This window comes from Roseicyclus mahoneyensis (assembly GCF_003148775.1).
In the GTDB taxonomy this organism is placed as follows: Bacteria; Pseudomonadota; Alphaproteobacteria; order Rhodobacterales; family Rhodobacteraceae; genus Roseicyclus; species Roseicyclus mahoneyensis.
This window is the reverse complement of sequence record NZ_QGGW01000001.1, coordinates 741,768-757,893: the sequence shown is the minus strand read 5'-3', so window position 1 is coordinate 757,893 and position 16,126 is coordinate 741,768. Positions and strand designations below refer to the sequence as shown.

Below are 16,126 nucleotides of genomic sequence, written 5' to 3'. Positions count from 1 at the left end.
CTTGATGCGGGATCAGCGCGTCGCCAACGGGTGGTTTTCGAGGACGAGGCGCTTGAGGCGGTCGTCGAGGATGTGGGTGTAGATCTCGGTGGTGGCGATGTCGGCGTGGCCCAGCAGCGTCTGGATCGCGCGCAGGTCTGCGCCGTTTTGCAACAGGTGGGTGGCGAAGGCATGGCGGAGCGTGTGGGGCGTGATCTTGGCCGGGTCGAGCTTGGCGGCCAGAGCCAGTTCCTTGATCAGCGTGAAAAAGCGGATGCGCGTCAGATGTCCCTCCCTGGCTCGGGAGGGGAAAAGGAAGGGCGAGGGTCTGGCACCGGTTTCCATACGCGCGCGATCCTCCTCGGCGTCGCGGTGCGCGAGCCAGTCAGTGATCGCCACGCGCGCGGGTGGCGAGAGCGGGACCATGCGGTCCTTGTCGCCCTTGCCGCGCACCAAAAGAAGTTGGGGATTGCCGCGCACCGCCGCCACAGGCAGCGAGACCAGTTCGGTGACCCGCAGGCCCGTGGCATAGAGCACCTGCATCAGGCAGGTGTTGCGCAGCCGGTCGGCGGGGGTGCGGCCATGGGTCGTGGCCGCAATGAGCAGTGCGTCGACCTCGGCCATGCTGAGCGTGTCGGGCAGGGCCCGGCGCTTGCCCGGCCCCTTGATCTGCAGCGCCGGGTTGTCTGGGCGCCAGCCTTCGTCGACCGCGAAGCGGTAGAACTGCTTGAGCGCCGAGAGGCGGCGCGCGCGGGTGGCGGGGGCCAGCCCCTGCGCGTCGAGATGCGTCAGGTAGGCCTCGACCGCGGACCGCGCTGCATGGCTGAGGTCGCCGCCCTGGCGGGCAAGCCAGTCACGGGCATCTTGCAGGTCGCGGCCATAGGCCAGCCGCGTGTTGCGCGCAGCACCTTGTTCGGCGGCCTGCGCGTCGAGGAAGACGGCAATCTTGCGGGTGTCGTCTGGCGGGGCGGCCATCGCGGTCATTCGGCCAGCAAGACGAGTTGCAGCGCCGCGCGCCGTGCCACATCTTCCAACCCAACGGTGCGGTAGAGTGTGAGTGCGTCGGTGACATCATCGGGGTCGCGGTCCGGGTCGGAGAGGACGAGGGCCGCGCGCAGCAGCGCCTCGCCCAGACGGTCGTTGTCGAGAAACCAGGCATAGCGATGGTCCGGCAGGGTGTCGGCATAGGCCCCTGACACGGCGGCGGCCATCAGGCCCGCGCCCGTGGGCAGTTCGGCGGTCTGGCCGGTGGCAATGGCGAAGGCGAAACGTTCCGCCTCGCTTTGCGCCACCGCCGCCTGCGCCACCTGTTCATAGCGCGAGGACAACAGCGCGATGCGCCGCGCAAGCAACCCCGCCTCGCCCGTGAGCGGCAGGCGCATCAGGGGATCGGCATAGATCTCGGCAAAAGCGACCTCGAGGCCCGCGGCCACCATCGCCTCCCATGCCGGGGCAAGATGGGCGGTGGTGCTGGCCGTGTCGCCAGCAAGGATGGCGGCGTCGAAGCGTTGCAGCGCCGCGACCCGGTCCCAGACCCCGCCCGAGGCCGAGGGGACGCGCGCGGTGTAGATCGCCAGCCACTGTGCCGGTTCGATCGCGCCCGAGCGCGTCAGGCGTTCGGCGGCGTCCAGTTGCGCGCGCCAGCCGGCCAGATCGCTGAGATCGGCATGGGCGAAGGCCAAGGGCAGGCGGGCGGTCGAGGGCCGTTCGCCGATCGCCGATCGCATCTGAAAGGTCAGCGGTGTCAGGGCCGTGTCGGGCGGCAGCGGGTCCTCGCCCTCGAACAGTTCGGGGTCGAGAAAGCGCGCGATCAGGTCGCCCTCCTCGGTGGTGATCCGTCCCAGCGCCTCGCCGGTGCCTAATGTGAGCGCGGCGGCCGACCAGTCGCCCGAGCGCGCAAGGCAAAAGATGCGTGCGGGTAGCGTGGGGGCGATGTCGGGGTTGGCGGCCATCGCCGTGCAGGCCCGTTCGGCGTGGTCCGATAGAAGCGAAATGTCGAACCAGCGGCGGAAGACCTCGGGGTTGCGCGGGGTTGCGCGTTCGATCAACGCCTGCGCCGGGTCAAGCGCGCCGCGTGCCAGCAACAGGTCGAGGCGCGCCAGAAACAAGGCCGCGCGGTCAGGGTCGGCATCGACGGGCGGGTCAAGTTCGGCCAGCACGAGGGTTTCGGTAAAGCTCTGGATCGCGGGCAGCCCCTGCACCGGTTGCGCCCCGATCAGGCGGGCGAGCGTTTCGGTCTCGGAACTGCCCCAGAGGTCGCGCGGCAGGCCGGTGATGGCAGGGGGCAAGAGGCCGATCGCCTCGATCTCGACCGCGCCGATGGGCATGACGGTGATCTGGGGTGGCAGGGCCGAGGTGGCGACATTGGCATGCGGCCGGGTGATGGTGTCAGACAGCCATTCGGGGGCTGTCATCTCGGGCAGGTCGGACAGATCGCCGGGGTTTTGGGCCTGCGCAAGGACAGGCGGGGCGCAGATCACAAACAGGCCGAGCGCCGCAGCGGCGGGTTTAATCGACATCGATCTCCACCGGCAAGGTCACGGTCTGCTGCGCGGGGACGAGATAGCCGGAATAGGAATAACCGATCAGGCCAAGTCCCCCCAGCATGATCAGGATCAGCACAAAGCGAATGATGCGCCCCATGGTCTTGCGCTCCTTGCCTCAGATCACCTTCCACGCGTAGATCGCGCGGATCGGCGTTTGCCGCCGTTCTGAAATCCTTATAAGGCATGACCGGCGAAATTGCGCCAGTCAGAGGAAAGTTTTTTCGGGGCCATGGGCGAAACGACGCCACAATCGCGTGAAGACCGGGGCGAAGCGCTGTGCCGCACCGTTGTCCTTGTGGGGATGATGGGGGCGGGCAAGACTGCCGTGGGTCGCGCGCTGGCCACGCGGCTGGGGGTGGAGATGCGCGACTCGGATGCCGAGATCGTGAATTCCAGCCAGCTCTCCATCGCCGAGATCTTCGAGCGTTACGGCGAGCCCTTCTTTCGGGAAAAGGAAAGCGCCGTCATCGCCCGGCTGCTCGAAGGGCCGCCGTCGGTCCTGTCGACGGGGGGCGGGGCCTGGATGGCGGAGGCCAACCGAGGGCTTTTGACGGCAAACGCCGCGGTGGTCTGGCTCAAGGCCGATCTGGAGCTGCTCTGGTCGCGGGTGCGGCACAAGACGACCCGGCCGCTGCTGCGCACCCGTTCGCCCAAGGCCACCCTGACGGCGCTTTATGCCGACCGCGCGCCGGTCTATGCGCTGGCGCCGCTGTCGGTCGAGGTTCATGCCGATTGGTCGATCGAAGAGACCGCCGAACATGTCATGACGGAACTGGCGCGCGTGGGCGCTGTGGAGGGATATCGCGGATGAACGTGACAGTGCATGTGCCCTTGGGCGAGCGCGCCTATGACGTGCGGATCGGGGCGGGCCTGATCGCGCGGGCAGGCGAAGAGATCGCGCCCTTGCTGCGGCGGTCGCGGGTCTGGATCGTGACCGAGGAGACGGTGGCGGGCCTGCATCTGGTGGGGCTGGAGGCAGGGTTGCGCGCGGCCGGTGTGCAAGCCGCAGCGCTGGTGCTGCCGCCGGGCGAGGGCACGAAAAGCTGGCCGCACCTGATCCGGGTGGTCGAATGGCTGCTGGAGGAGCGGGTCGAACGGCGCGATGTGGTGCTGGCCTTCGGCGGTGGCGTGATCGGCGATCTGGTGGGGTTCGCCTGCGCGATTGTGCGGCGCGGCGTGCGGTTCGTGCAGGTGCCGACTTCGCTGCTGGCGCAAGTCGACAGCTCTGTCGGCGGCAAGACGGGGATCAACACCAGCCACGGCAAGAACCTTGTGGGCAGCTTTCACCAGCCAAGCCTCGTTCTGGCCGATATCGATGTTCTGGGCACGCTTGCGCCCCGCGATTTCCGCGCGGGGTACGGCGAGGTGGCGAAATACGGGCTTTTGGGGGATGCAGATTTCTTCGACTGGCTGGAGCTGAACGGGCCTGCCTTGGCGGCGGGCGACGCGGGCCTCAGGGCCGAAGCGGTGCGCCGGTCGGTGCAGATGAAGGCCGACATCGTGGTGCGTGACGAGACCGAGCAGGGCGACCGCGCGCTGCTCAATCTGGGCCATACCTTTGGCCATGCGCTGGAGGCCGCGACGGGCTATTCCGACCGGCTCTTGCATGGCGAAGGCGTGGCCATCGGCTGCGCGCTGGCTTTTGATCTGTCGGCGCGGCTGGGGCTGTGCGCACAGGAGGAGCCGAGCCGGGTCAGGGCGCATCTGGCCGAGATGGGGATGAGGTGCGACATGTCCGACATTCCGGGCGATCTGCCGGATGTGGACGGCCTGGTGGCGCTGATGGGACAGGACAAGAAGGTGGTCGACGGCCAGCTGCGCTTTATCCTTGCCCGCGGGATCGGGCAGGCTTTCGTCGCCGCCGATGTTCCTGTGGAGGCGGTGCGGGGCGTGTTGTCGGATGGATTGGACGGTTAGGGCCGCATTTTCGGGCGGCCTCAATCCTTCCCGCGATAGGGCTCGACGTATTGCAGCGCCATGTCCCACGGAAAGAAGATCCAGGTGTCCTGGCTGACGCCGGTGATGAAGGTATCCACCATCGGCTCGCCCTTGGGCTTGGCGTAGATCGTGGCGAAATGTGCCTTGGGGTAAAGCTGGCGGACCAGTTCCAGCGTCTTGCCGGTGTCCACAAGGTCATCGACGATCAGCACACCCTCGCCATCGCCCATCATCGCGTCGTCGGGGCTTTTCAGCACCTCTGCCTCGCGCTGGGTGTCAGCCTTGCCGCCGCCCGCGTGGTAGGATTTCACGCTGATCGTGTCGACGGTGCGGATATCAAGCTCGCGCGCCACGATCATCGCGGGCGCCATTCCGCCGCGTGTGATCGCCACAACCGCGCGCCACGCGCCATCCGCGCCCGGCCCGCGCTTGTCCAGCCGCCAGGCCAGCGCGCGCGCGTCGCGGTGCAACTGATCCCAGCTGACGTGGAAGCCTTTTTCATGGGGCAGGGGCGTGATCATGCTGTCAGCCTTCCTTTTTCTCGAGCGACATGTCCGGCGCTTCGGGGTTCTTCATCCCGATGACGTGGTAGCCTGCATCGACATGCAGAACCTCGCCGGTCACGGCGCTCGACATGTCCGACAGCAGGTAAAGCGCGGATTGCCCGACCTCGTCTTGTGTCACGGTGCGCCGCAGGGGCGAGTTGTATTCGTTCCATTTCAGGATGTAGCGGAAATCGCCGATACCGCTGGCTGCCAGCGTCTTGATCGTTCCCGCCGAAATCGCGTTCACCCGGATGCCGTCACGGCCCAGATCCTCGGCCAGATACATCACGGATGCTTCCAGCGCGGCCTTGGCCACGCCCATCACGTTGTAATGCGGCATGACCTTTTCGGCGCCGTAATAGGTCAGCGTCAAAAGCGAGCCGCCATTGGGCATCATCTTTTCCGCGCGCTGGCAGACGGCGGTGAAGGAGTAGACCGAGATGTTCATCGTCATGGCGAAATTCGCGGGGCTGGTCTCGACATAGCGCCCGCGCAGCTCGTTCTTGTCGGAGAACCCGATCGCATGGACCACGAAGTCGAGGCTGCCCCATTCCGCCTGCAGCGTCTCGAAGAGCGCGTCAAGCGACCCCTCGTCACCCACATCGCAGGGGATCATCAGGGTCGAACCAAGGCTGCCCGCCAGCGGCTGAACGCGCTTCAGAAGCGCCTCGCCCTGGTAGGAAAAGGCCAACTCGGCCCCTTCGGTGGCCAGTGCCTTGGCGATGCCCCATGCGATGGATTTGTCATTGGCCAGCCCCATGATGAGCCCGCGCTTGCCAGTCATCAAACCCATCTCAAGTCACCGTCCGTTCTGCGTTTCTGCTGGATCGCTTAAGGCATCGCCCGCAAGGCATCAAGAGACGCAACCTTGCACGGCGCGCATCCGGGCGCTAGCTGACGCGAGTAGGTGACAGACAAGGGGACATGGCATGAGCGACCGAACTGGCATTTTCGCGGGCGATGACCCTTTCGTTCTGGCCCGTGCTTGGTTGGCCGAGGCCGAGGCCGCCGAGATCAACGACCCCAATGCCATCGCGCTGGCCAGCGTCGACTCCGACGGCCTGCCAAATGTGCGCATGGTCTTGCTCAAGGAGATCGAGGCGCCGGGCGCGGGGCAGGGGGCCTTTGTCTTCTACACCAACTACGACAGTGCCAAGGGCCGCGAGATCACGGCCTCTGGCAAGGCGGCCTTCGTAATGCACTGGAAATCGCTGCGGCGCCAGATCCGGGTGCGGGGCACCGTCACGCGGGAGGAGGGCGCGCAGGCCGATGACTATTACGCCTCGCGCTCGCTGAAAAGCCGGCTTGGGGCATGGGCCTCGAAGCAATCGCAACCGCTGTCGGGCCGCGCCGCGCTGGTGGCCGAGGTGGCGCGCGTGACCACCCAACAGGGCGTCAATCCCGCCCGTCCGCCGTTTTGGGGTGGCTTCCGCATCACCCCGGTTGAGATCGAGTTCTGGGCCGACGGACCGTTCCGTCTGCATGACCGGTTTCGCTGGACCCGCCCCGAAGCAGGCGCTGCGTGGGACGTCTCGCGCCTGAACCCCTGACCGCCCAGAAGCCTGTCTGGCCGTGCCCTGACGTTGCGGAAGCGGCAGAGGTCTTTCCATTTCACGAAGCGTGAATTTTCAAGTAGCTGTTATGTAGATGTATTTTTGCCTTGTATCGACGCCAGCACCACTGCCATCCTGTCATGGGATGGCGTTGTGAGGGGCGGTGAGATGGGATATGCCATAATGGCCGACGAAAACGGGAGCGGCGCGGCGCAGCTGAGCGGCCGCGTGAAGTGGTTTGATGCCGGCAAAGGGTTCGGCTTTCTCCTTGACGAGGAGGGTGGTCCGGACATCTTGCTGCATGCGAATGTGTTGCGGAACTTTGGTCAGGGCTCTGTCGTCGAAGAGGCGCGCGTCACCGTTATGGCGCAAAATACCCCGCGTGGCATTCAGGCCGTCGAGGTGCTGTCGATAGAACCGCCCGAAGGCGCTTCCCTGGATGGCGACATCGTGGGTCTTGCGCCCGATGTGGCCTTTGTGGCTGCGCGGGTGAAATGGTTCGACCGGGCGAAAGGCTTTGGCTTTGCCAATGTCTTCGGGCATCCTGAGGATGTGTTCGTGCATGTGGAGGTCTTGCGTCGCTGTGGTCTTGCCGACCTGCAACCCGGTGAGGCGGTTGCGATCAAGGTCGTCGACGGGCTGCGCGGCAAGATGGCCGCCGAAGTGCGCAGCTGGGATTACATCTGACCCAATCTTGAGAGACCGTCTGTGCGTTTGTTCATCTCGTTGCTGGCCGCCACCTTTGCGGCGTTGGTGCTTCCCCACGCCGCAGAGGCTGCTTGCAGCGAGGACCGCCTCGAGATGCGCGGCGATTTCGGCATCGTGCGGTTTCGGGTCGTCATCGCCGATACGCCGCAGTTGCGCGCGCGCGGTCTGATGCATGTGCCCGAGATGCCGCGAATGTCCGGCATGCTCTTCGTCTACGAGCGTCCGCAAAGCGTCAGCTTCTGGATGGAAAACACGCTTATCCCGCTCGACATGATTTTCGCCGACGAGACGGGGCTGGTGCGCCGGATCCACGAGAATGCCGTGCCGCTGGACCGAACGTCGATTCCGGGCGGCGATGGCATCCAGTATGTGCTCGAGATCAATGGCGGCATGGCCGCGACGCTGGGCCTGTCCGAGGGTGATCAGATGCGCCATCCCGCCATCGTCCAAGACATCGCCGCCTGGCCCTGCGTGGTCGAATGAAGCGCCGGGGGCTTTCCAATGCGCAACGGGCGCTGTAACAGAACCTTCGTCGGGGCGTAGCGCAGCCTGGTAGCGCGTCTGTTTTGGGTACAGAAGGTCGTGAGTTCGATTCTCGCCGCCCCGACCATTTCCATTTTTGCCCTCTACCTGTGGCCATCGTGCCGCGCAGTGCAACCATATGTTGTGGCAGGTCCCGTCGCGCCGCGCCGGTCTTGGCTGCATTTGCGCCGTCGGGCTTGTGGAGAAACTTCACCCATTGCTTCGGGTCCGTTGCGCAAGCCTGCTCGAGAAAAGGAAATTCCGCTTTCTGAGTGGGATTTAATGATTTGGGGATGAATCATTGCCTCACGGTCGGCAAGCAGGACCGGTGCGATTGCAACAAGAAAATCTGTAACGCGCCGGTAAAAAAAGCGTTGACCGCGGGGGGCGTCCTACGTCAGTTTGTGTGAGCCGGTACGAACGCCACAACATATGGTGGGTGGCGGCAGGGACGGGGCACACCCACACAACCATCACACCGCCTGCGATGCACAGGCGCAAACGACCCTTTGGGGCTTGGTCGTTGGGGGTGTTTGGCGTGCCGCCAACCACAAGACGGTCAGAGCGCAACGACGCTGGCAGACCGCGGACCGGAAACGAAGGGCTAAAAGGGGCAGCCACAATGAAGATTGAACGCAGATTTACTCGCGCCGGCGCAGATGTTTACGCCGATCTGGATTTCACCACCACCACCTCCGAGATCCGCAATCCGGACGGCACCGTGGTGTTCAAGCTCGAAAACGTCGAAGTGCCCCTTGGCTGGAGCCAGGTCGCCTCCGACGTGATCGCACAGAAGTATTTCCGCAAGGCAGGCGTGCCCGCGCGGCTCAAGCCCGTTCGCGAAAAAGGCGTGCCCGAATTCTTGTGGCGGCAGGTCGCCGATGAACAGGCGCTTGAGGCGCTGCCGCAAGACGCCCGCTATGTCGGCGAGATCTCAGCCAAGCAGGTATTCCGCCGTCTGGCTGGTGCGTGGGCCTATTGGGGTTGGAAAGGGGGCTATTTCACCTCCGAATCCGACGCCGAGGCCTATTTCGCCGAAATGCAGCTGATGCTGGCGCGCCAGATGGCCGCGCCCAACAGCCCGCAATGGTTCAACACCGGCCTGCACTGGGCCTACGGCATCGACGGCCCGGCGCAGGGCCATTTCTATGTCGACTACAAGACCGGCAAGCTGACCCGCTCGACCTCGAGCTACGAGCATCCGCAGCCGCATGCCTGCTTCATCCAGTCCGTCGCCGACGATCTAGTGAATGACGGCGGCATCATGGACCTGTGGGTCCGCGAGGCGCGCCTGTTCAAATACGGCTCGGGCACCGGCACCAACTTCAGCCATCTGCGCGGCGAGGGCGAGAAATTGTCGGGCGGCGGCAAGTCGTCGGGCCTGATGGGCTTTCTCAAGATCGGCGACCGGGCAGCGGGTGCGATCAAGTCGGGCGGCACCACGCGGCGCGCGGCCAAGATGGTCATCGTTGACGCCGACCACCCCGATATCGAGGCTTTCATCGACTGGAAGGTGATCGAGGAACAGAAGGTCGCAAGCCTTGTCGCGGGCTCCAAGAGCCACGAGAAAATGCTCAACGGCATCTTCACCGCGATCCGCGAATGGGATGGCAGCCGTGAGGCGGCCGTCGACCCGGCGCAGAACGAAGCGCTGAAAAAGGCGATCCGGGCGGCGAAATCTGCCTCTATTCCGGAAACCTATGTGAAACGGGTTCTGGATTACGCCAAGCAGGGCTACACGAGCATCGAATTCCCGACCTATGACACCGATTGGGACTCCGAGGCCTATTCCAGCGTGTCCGGCCAGAATTCCAACAACTCGATCCGTGTAACCGATAACTTCCTGAAAGCGGTTGAGCGTGACGAGGATTGGCAGTTGCTGAACCGGGTCGGCGGCAAGGTGGCCAAAACCATCAAGGCGCGGGAGCTGTGGGACAAGGTCGGCCATGCCGCATGGGCCTGCGCCGATCCGGGCATCCAGTTCCATGACACGGTCAACGCCTGGCACACCTGCCCCGAGGATGGGGCGATCCGCGGGTCGAACCCCTGCTCGGAATACATGTTCCTCGATGACACGGCCTGCAATCTGGCGTCGATGAACCTGCTGACCTTCCATTCGGGCGGCAAGTTTGACGCCGAAAGCTACATCCACGCCTGTCGGCTCTGGACCCTGACGCTGGAAATCAGCGTGATGATGGCGCAGTTTCCGTCCAAGGAAATCGCGCAACGGTCCTACGACTTCCGCACGCTGGGTCTGGGCTACGCCAACATCGGCGGCCTGTTGATGAACATGGGCCTTGGCTACGACAGCCCCGAGGGGCGTGCGATGTGCGGCGCGCTGACCGCAATCATGACCGGCGTGTCCTATGCCACCTCGGCCGAGATCGCGTCGGAGCTTGGCGCCTTCGCAGGCTTTGCCAAGAACCGCGAGCACATGCTGCGCGTCATCCGCAACCACCGTGCGGCCGCCTATGGCAAGACCGACGGCTATGAGGGGGTGAATGTGAACCCCGTGGCCCTCGACCATGCCAATTGCCCCGACCAGCGGCTTGTGGCGCTGGCCCGGCAGGCATGGGACGAGGCGCTGGCCTTGGGTGAGCAGCACGGCTACCGCAATGCACAAGCGACCGTGATCGCGCCGACCGGCACCATCGGTCTGGTGATGGATTGCGACACCACCGGGATCGAGCCCGATTTCGCGCTGGTCAAGTTCAAGAAACTGGCCGGTGGCGGCTATTTCAAGATCATCAACCAGTCCGTGCCGGGCGCGCTGGAAACCTTGGGCTACAGCTCGTCCCAGATCGAGGAAATCATCGCCTATGCGGTCGGTCATGGCACGCTGGGTCAGGCACCGGGCATCAACCACACCGCGCTGATCGGCCATGGCTTTGGCCGGACCGAGATCGAGAAGATCGAAGCAGCCCTGCCGTCGGCCTTCGACATCCGCTTCGTGTTCAACCAGTGGACGCTGGGGGCGGAGTTCTGCACCAAGACGCTGGGCATCCCGGCTGACAAGCTGAACGATCCCACCTTCGAGATGCTGCGCCATCTGGGCTTCACCAAACCCGAGATCGACGCGGCCAACGACCATGTCTGCGGGACCATGACTCTTGAAGGCGCGCCCTTCCTCAAGACGGACCACTATCACGTCTTCGATTGCGCCAACCCCTGCGGCAAGAAGGGCAAGCGCTACCTCGGCGTCGACGCGCATATCTACATGATGGCGGCGGCGCAGTCCTTCATCTCGGGCGCGATCTCCAAGACGATCAACATGGCCAACCATGCCACGATCGAGGATTGCCAGAAGGCCTACGAGTTGTCGTGGTCCTTGGGCGTGAAGGCCAACGCGCTCTACCGGGACGGCTCCAAGCTGTCGCAGCCGCTGGCATCCGCGCTTGTCGAGGATGACGAAGACGCGCAGGAGGTGATGGAGTCCGGCACGACCATGCAAAAGGCGCAGGTCATCGCCGAAAAGATCGTCGAGAAGATCGTCATCAAGGAGGTCATCAAGGCCCACCGCGAAAAGCTGCCCTCGCGCCGCAAGGGCTATACGCAAAAGGCCATCGTCGGCGGTCACAAGGTCTATCTGCGGACCGGTGAGTATGAAGACGGCAACCTTGGCGAGATCTTCATCGACATGCACAAGGAAGGTGCAGGCTTCCGGGCGATGATGAACAACTTCGCCATCGCGGTCAGCGTCGGCCTGCAATACGGCGTGCCGCTGGAGGAATTCGTCGACGCTTTCACCTTCACCAAGTTCGAGCCGTCGGGCATGGTGCAGGGCAACGAGGCGATCAAGAACGCGACCTCGATCCTTGACTATATCTTCCGCGAACTCGCGGTCAGCTATCTGGACCGCACCGATCTGGCCCATGTCCAGCCGCAGGGCACCAGCTTCGACGATGTGGGCCGGGGCGCCGAGGAGGGCGTTTCGAACATCCGCGAGGTGCCCGAAAGCCGCGCCTCGACGCCGATCGAGGTGCTGAAGCAGGTCGCCTCCACCGGCTATCTTCGCAAGCGCGCGCCGCAGGAGTTGATGGTGTTTCAGGGCGGCATGGACCCTGTCGTGACGCTGGAAACGCTGATCCCCGAGGTCCGGGGCGGCGGCACCACCATTGCGGCTGTCGCCTCCACCACCGCCGTCACCACCGGCACGGTCAGCATGGATGCCGCGACGCGCGCCAAGATGCAGGGCTACGAGGGCGAGGCATGCGGCGAGTGCGGCAACTACACGCTGGTCCGCAATGGGACATGTATGAAGTGCAACACCTGTGGCGGGACGAGCGGGTGCAGCTGAGGTTTTGAGGGGCGTCCGCATCGGGCGCCCCTTTTCGAACGGGGTGGGATCCGCGAAACCTCCGGTTTCGCTACATCTCACTCCAAGCGTTTCCTTCGGAAACGCTTGGTATCCAGGGCGGGTGCGCTCGCCCTCGACGCGGATCAGGCGGCAGGCAGAAACCTCGGGCAGATAGATCAGAGCCTGATACGCGAGACTTGAACGGGGGGCCAATGGCCCCCCGCTTTTCTGTTAGATCAATGAGTGGCGGCGCGATCGTCACGCGCTCGGGCGGAACGTGTAACCCTCGCCCTCCGCCTCGACCGTGCCGATCCCGCCATGGCCCAAGTGAAAGCCCACCACCGTCAGCCCGTCCGCCGTGATACGGTCGAACAGCCGCATCCGCGTCGCTGCTGCCGCCTCCGGGTCCTGATCCGAGCCCGAGATCCAGCCGGGCCGGGCAAAGGCGATATGGTCGTTGCCGATCGCATCGCCCAGCACCATCACCGCATCAGACCCGTCACCGATGGTGAACACCAGATGCCCCGGCGTGTGTCCGGCCGTCAGCCCCGCCACCACGCCCGGCAGCACCTCGTCGCCATCGCCGATCCGGGTCACTTGATCCGCGATGACCTCCAGCCGCCGCTGCGCGCCGACGGCAAAACTGGCGCGCGCCTCGCCGATGCTGGCGACCGTCCCCTCGTCCATCCAGTAGTCGAATTCCACCCCGCCCATCATGTGCTCGGCATTGCCGAAAAACGGCTCGTCGAAATCATCGAGCACGCCCCACAGGTGATCGGGATGGCCATGGGTAAAGATCACATGGGTGATGTCGAACGGGTCGATCCCCGCCGTGGCCAGCGCATCGGGCAGGGTGCCCGCATTGGGCGAGAACTGCGTGCCCGCGCCGGCATCGAAAAGCGCGAGCGTGTCGCCCCGGCGCAGAAGTGTCAGGTTGCAGGGCGGGGTCAGGGGCGCGCTCGGGTCGATGCCGTATTGCGCCAGAATGGCGGCCAACTCGTCTTGCGGCATGGGCCCGAAAATGAAGTCGGCGGGCAGGTCGAGCCAGCCATCGCTCAGCGTGATGATCTCGGTGTCGCCCATCATCAGGCTGGTCTGCGTCCAGCCGCGACGGGGCAGGGCGCTGGCGGCCAGCGTGGCGGTGGCGCTCGCCATCAGGCGACGGCGGGTGATCTGCATGTCGGTCTCCTCCCGGGGTTGCAGCGGCACCCTAGCGCGGGAAACATATGCAGGAAAGTTGATATGTGATTGCGGGTGACCAGATCGGCGGCGCGCCGCACTTTAAGGTCAAGTTTACGGAAAACCTGCACAACGGGAACGATTGGGGGCAGACTGGCGTTAGGCGACCATTGCAGGGAGGGAGCGGGACCATGAAACCGGGTCATGTTGCGATCGGGGCGGCTCTTGTTGGCGCGGGGGCGCTGGCAGCACTCTGGGTGCCCTTGGGGCTGGTGGGGGCGCTGGCGCTTCTTGCGCTGCTACGCATCTGCTGGTTGGAGGACAATATTGTCTCCGACCTCTTTGGTCGGGACCGCTTGCCGCCCGGCTACCGCAGCACGGCCGAGCTCAGGCGCCTGTTCTTCTTTCGCTGGTTCGGCATAGATCCAGAGGACTCTGGCGCGGAACAGTCGGCGCATCTGTTGGCAACGGCCATGCGGGCCGAGGTGCAGATCTGGGCCACGCTCTTGCTGGGAATGTCCGCAGCCCTCGTGGCGCAGAACGGTCTGTTCGGCCCAATGGTCAATCTGGCCATCGGTGCCGCTCTTTTCGTGATGGCGTTGACGCGCGCCGACCGTTTGGCGCTGTCTTTGGTCCATTGCGACAGCGGCAGGCCTTTGCCCGACCACATGCTGATCCCCAGTCGCCGTCGCGTGCTGGCGGCGCGCAAGCGCTAGGCGTCCCGCGCGACACCGTCGAAGGAGATCACCGGCGCCATCCGGGCTAGGATGTCATCGCTCAGATGGCACTTGATTTGATGGCTGTCGGCCACGGTGCGGGCGACAGGCACCTCGGTCTCGCAGCGGTTGCCCGACACTTCCGCTTTCCAGCCGCACCGCGTCTGGAACGGGCAACCGGATGGCGGGTTCATCGCCGAGGGGATATCGCCCTCCAGCACGATCTCGCGCTTCGTCACGCTGGTGTCGGCGATGGGAACGGCGGACAGCAGCGCTTCGGTATAGGGGTGGTAGGGCGGGCTGAAGACCTGTTCGGTCGTCCCGATCTCGACCACATGGCCCAGATACATCACCATCACCCGGTCACTGAGATAGCGCACGATGCTGAGGTCGTGGCTGATGAACAAAAGCGTCGTCTTTTCGCGGCGCTGGATCTCCATCAACAGATCGTTCACGGCAGCCTGCACGCTGACATCGAGCGCCGAGACAGGCTCGTCCGCCACCACGATCCGCGCGCCGCCCGCAAAGGCCCGCGCGATGCCCACACGCTGCTTTTGCCCGCCCGAGAGTTGTCGCGGCATCCGCTCGGCAAAGGCGCGCGGCAGCTTCACCAGATCCAGCAGCTCCAGCATCCGCGCGCGCCGGTCGGCGTCGCTGTCGCCCACGCCGAAAACCTCCAGCGCGCGAATGATCTGTCGCCCCACGCTCATCGAGGGGTTGAGCGTGTCGAACGGGTTCTGGAACACCATCTGGATCGAGGAAATCGTGCGCGTGTCGCGGTTTTCGATCGGGATGCTTTCGATCGAGCGGTTGTCGAGGAACACGCTGCCCTCGGTCGCCGTTTCCAGCCCCATCAACACCTTGGCGAGCGTCGATTTCCCGCAACCCGATTCGCCCACGATGGCCAGCGTCTCGCTTTCGCGCGCCTCGAAACTCAATGTCTCGTTGGCCTTGACCACCCGCGTCTCGCCGCCGCCGAACAAGGCACTGGCTGCCACCTCGTAGTATTTCTTGAGGTTCTCGACGCGCAGCACCACGTCGCCGACCTCGCTTTTCTGTGTGGTTTCGCTGACTGCCACGGGCGCGCGCCAGTCGATCTCGGCGTGGCGCAGGCAGCGGGTCTCGTGGCGGTCGCCCTCGGCCAGTTCGGCCATGGGAATATCGCCTGAGTCGCAGCGCCCGGCCTCGAAATAGCTGCAGCGCGGCCCGAAGTTGCAGCCCCGGGGCCGTTCATGGGGCAGGGGGAAATTGCCCGGAATGGCGACCAGCGGGCGGTCGTTCTTGTCGGCGCCCGGCAGCGGGATCGAGCGAAAGAGCGCCTGCGTATAGGGGTGGCGCATCTTGTCGAAGACATCGGTGATCGACCCGGTCTCGACCGCCTCGCCAGAATACATCACGCAGATCCGGTCGCAGGTTTCTAGTACCAGCCCGAGGTTGTGGCTGATGAACAGCATGGATGTGCCGTATTTCCGGCCCAGATCTTTTACAAGATCGACCACGGCAGCCTCCACCGTCACATCGAGCGCGGTGGTGGGCTCATCGAGGATCAGGAGGGAGGGTTTCGACATCAGCGCCATGGCGATAACGATGCGCTGCTGCTGGCCGCCGGACAGCTGGTGGGGATAGCTGCGCAACATGCGTTCCGGGTCGGGCAGGCGTACGTCGGTGACGACCTCAAGCGCGCGCCTGCGCGCCTCTTCGGCGGAAATGCCTTCGTGGATCATCGGCACCTCCATCAACTGCTGGCCGATGCGCATGGCGGGGTTCAGGGACGCCATGGGTTCCTGGTAGATCATCGCGATCTCCTTGCCCCGGATGGCGCGCAACTCCTCCGGCGACATGGTGTTCAGGTCGCGGCCCTTGAACTTGATCGAGCCGCCGACGATCCGCCCGTTCACACCCAGATCCTGCATCACGCCAAGCGCCACGGTGGATTTCCCGCAACCCGACTCGCCGACCAGCCCCATCGCCTCGCCGGGCATGACGGTGCAGGAGAAATCCATCACGGCGGGGATTTCGCGCAGCCGGGTGAAGAAGGAGATCGACAGGTTCTCGATCTCGAGGATCGGGCCGTCGTAGCTGTCCGGGACGACCGCTGAGGCATCGGGGGCTTGGTCGAGCATGCTCACGCACCTCCTTGGGG

At 64.8% G+C, this 16,126-nt stretch carries 14 protein-coding genes and 1 tRNA gene; 8 read left to right on the top strand and 7 right to left on the bottom strand.

The genetic code is table 11. The annotated features are described in order from the left end of the window. Positions 1-12: 12 nt before the first annotated feature. From C7455_RS03735 to C7455_RS20570, 3 genes are read right to left on the bottom strand one after another with little or no spacing between them, the layout of a single operon-like run. Positions 13-954 (bottom strand): site-specific tyrosine recombinase XerD, encoded by a 942-nt coding sequence (locus tag C7455_RS03735; RefSeq protein WP_109666157.1) that lies wholly within the window; start codon positions 952-954, stop codon positions 13-15. 5 nt (positions 955-959) lie between these two features. Next, complete coding sequence (locus C7455_RS03730) at positions 960-2,498, bottom strand: hypothetical protein (protein WP_109665535.1); 1,539 nt, start codon at positions 2,496-2,498, stop codon at positions 960-962. Beyond that, positions 2,488-2,622 carry a hypothetical protein gene (locus C7455_RS20570; protein WP_281269396.1) on the bottom strand — a complete coding sequence of 45 codons (135 nt, stop codon included), beginning with the start codon at positions 2,620-2,622 and terminating at the stop codon, positions 2,488-2,490. The genes C7455_RS03730 and C7455_RS20570 overlap by 11 nt, the downstream gene beginning before the upstream one ends. A gap of 132 nt (positions 2,623-2,754) precedes the next feature. Here C7455_RS20570 and C7455_RS03725 point away from each other — a divergent pair, with 132 nt between their 5' ends. Together C7455_RS03725 and aroB are read left to right on the top strand one after the other, a co-directional pair. Continuing rightward, complete coding sequence (locus C7455_RS03725; RefSeq protein WP_109665534.1) at positions 2,755-3,336, top strand: shikimate kinase; 582 nt, start codon at positions 2,755-2,757, stop codon at positions 3,334-3,336. Further along, a complete protein-coding gene (aroB, locus tag C7455_RS03720; protein WP_109665532.1) occupies positions 3,333-4,442 on the top strand; it encodes a 3-dehydroquinate synthase in 1,110 nt (369 codons plus the stop codon). The genes C7455_RS03725 and aroB overlap by 4 nt, the downstream gene beginning before the upstream one ends. A gap of 20 nt (positions 4,443-4,462) precedes the next feature. Here the strand turns inward: aroB and gpt are convergent, their stop codons facing one another. Continuing rightward, positions 4,463-4,984, bottom strand: coding sequence for a xanthine phosphoribosyltransferase (gpt, locus tag C7455_RS03715; RefSeq protein ID WP_109665529.1), 522 nt, complete (start codon positions 4,982-4,984; stop codon positions 4,463-4,465). Positions 4,985-4,988: 4 nt separating this feature from the next. Then, complete coding sequence (gene fabI, locus C7455_RS03710; protein ID WP_109665527.1) at positions 4,989-5,801, bottom strand: enoyl-ACP reductase FabI; 813 nt, start codon at positions 5,799-5,801, stop codon at positions 4,989-4,991. A gap of 136 nt (positions 5,802-5,937) precedes the next feature. On the opposite strand from fabI, the gene pdxH reads away from it, so the two are divergent. The 5 genes from pdxH (at position 5,938) to C7455_RS03685 (ending at position 12,088) form a co-directional block, all read left to right on the top strand. Continuing rightward, positions 5,938-6,558, top strand: a complete 621-nt coding sequence (pdxH, locus tag C7455_RS03705) for a pyridoxamine 5'-phosphate oxidase (RefSeq protein ID WP_109665525.1) — start codon at positions 5,938-5,940, stop codon at positions 6,556-6,558. Positions 6,559-6,729: 171 nt separating this feature from the next. Next, a complete protein-coding gene (locus tag C7455_RS03700) occupies positions 6,730-7,248 on the top strand; it encodes a cold-shock protein (protein ID WP_245904200.1) in 519 nt (172 codons plus the stop codon). 27 nt (positions 7,249-7,275) lie between these two features. Further along, positions 7,276-7,752, top strand: a complete 477-nt coding sequence (locus tag C7455_RS03695) for a DUF192 domain-containing protein (RefSeq protein WP_245904225.1) — start codon at positions 7,276-7,278, stop codon at positions 7,750-7,752. A 50-nt stretch (positions 7,753-7,802) separates the two neighbouring features. Next, positions 7,803-7,879 (top strand) — tRNA-Pro (locus tag C7455_RS03690). A 534-nt stretch (positions 7,880-8,413) separates the two neighbouring features. After that, entirely contained in the window at positions 8,414-12,088 is a 3,675-nt protein-coding gene (locus C7455_RS03685; protein WP_109665520.1) for a vitamin B12-dependent ribonucleotide reductase, read from the top strand. 258 nt (positions 12,089-12,346) lie between these two features. Here the strand turns inward: C7455_RS03685 and C7455_RS03680 are convergent, their stop codons facing one another. Further along, entirely contained in the window at positions 12,347-13,267 is a 921-nt protein-coding gene (locus C7455_RS03680) for an MBL fold metallo-hydrolase (RefSeq protein ID WP_109666152.1), read from the bottom strand. 191 nt (positions 13,268-13,458) lie between these two features. On the opposite strand from C7455_RS03680, the gene C7455_RS03675 reads away from it, so the two are divergent. Further along, positions 13,459-13,983: a hypothetical protein gene (locus C7455_RS03675; RefSeq protein ID WP_109665518.1), complete on the top strand. Its 525-nt coding sequence runs from the start codon at positions 13,459-13,461 to the stop codon at positions 13,981-13,983. Here the strand turns inward: C7455_RS03675 and C7455_RS03670 are convergent. Then, the gene (locus C7455_RS03670; protein ID WP_109665516.1) at positions 13,980-16,106 is read right to left on the bottom strand and encodes a dipeptide ABC transporter ATP-binding protein; all 2,127 of its coding nucleotides are present in this window, start codon (positions 16,104-16,106) and stop codon (positions 13,980-13,982) included. The genes C7455_RS03675 and C7455_RS03670 overlap by 4 nt on opposite strands. Positions 16,107-16,126: the final 20 nt, after the last annotated feature.

What these genes read in the sequence shown, in the direction of transcription:
- C7455_RS03735 (WP_109666157.1), bottom strand. Translation starts at nt 954, where the DNA reads ATGGCCGCCCCGCCAGACGACACCCGCAAGATTGCCGTCTTCCTCGAC.
- C7455_RS03730 (WP_109665535.1), bottom strand. Translation starts at nt 2,498, where the DNA reads ATGTCGATTAAACCCGCCGCTGCGGCGCTCGGCCTGTTTGTGATCTGC.
- C7455_RS20570 (WP_281269396.1), bottom strand. Translation starts at nt 2,622, where the DNA reads ATGGGGCGCATCATTCGCTTTGTGCTGATCCTGATCATGCTGGGGGGA.
- C7455_RS03725 (WP_109665534.1), top strand. Translation starts at nt 2,755, where the DNA reads ATGGGCGAAACGACGCCACAATCGCGTGAAGACCGGGGCGAAGCGCTG.
- aroB (WP_109665532.1), top strand. Translation starts at nt 3,333, where the DNA reads ATGAACGTGACAGTGCATGTGCCCTTGGGCGAGCGCGCCTATGACGTG.
- gpt (WP_109665529.1), bottom strand. Translation starts at nt 4,984, where the DNA reads ATGATCACGCCCCTGCCCCATGAAAAAGGCTTCCACGTCAGCTGGGAT.
- fabI (WP_109665527.1), bottom strand. Translation starts at nt 5,801, where the DNA reads ATGGGTTTGATGACTGGCAAGCGCGGGCTCATCATGGGGCTGGCCAAT.
- pdxH (WP_109665525.1), top strand. Translation starts at nt 5,938, where the DNA reads ATGAGCGACCGAACTGGCATTTTCGCGGGCGATGACCCTTTCGTTCTG.
- C7455_RS03700 (WP_245904200.1), top strand. Translation starts at nt 6,730, where the DNA reads ATGGGATATGCCATAATGGCCGACGAAAACGGGAGCGGCGCGGCGCAG.
- C7455_RS03685 (WP_109665520.1), top strand. Translation starts at nt 8,414, where the DNA reads ATGAAGATTGAACGCAGATTTACTCGCGCCGGCGCAGATGTTTACGCC.
- C7455_RS03680 (WP_109666152.1), bottom strand. Translation starts at nt 13,267, where the DNA reads ATGCAGATCACCCGCCGTCGCCTGATGGCGAGCGCCACCGCCACGCTG.
- C7455_RS03675 (WP_109665518.1), top strand. Translation starts at nt 13,459, where the DNA reads ATGAAACCGGGTCATGTTGCGATCGGGGCGGCTCTTGTTGGCGCGGGG.
- C7455_RS03670 (WP_109665516.1), bottom strand. Translation starts at nt 16,106, where the DNA reads ATGCTCGACCAAGCCCCCGATGCCTCAGCGGTCGTCCCGGACAGCTAC.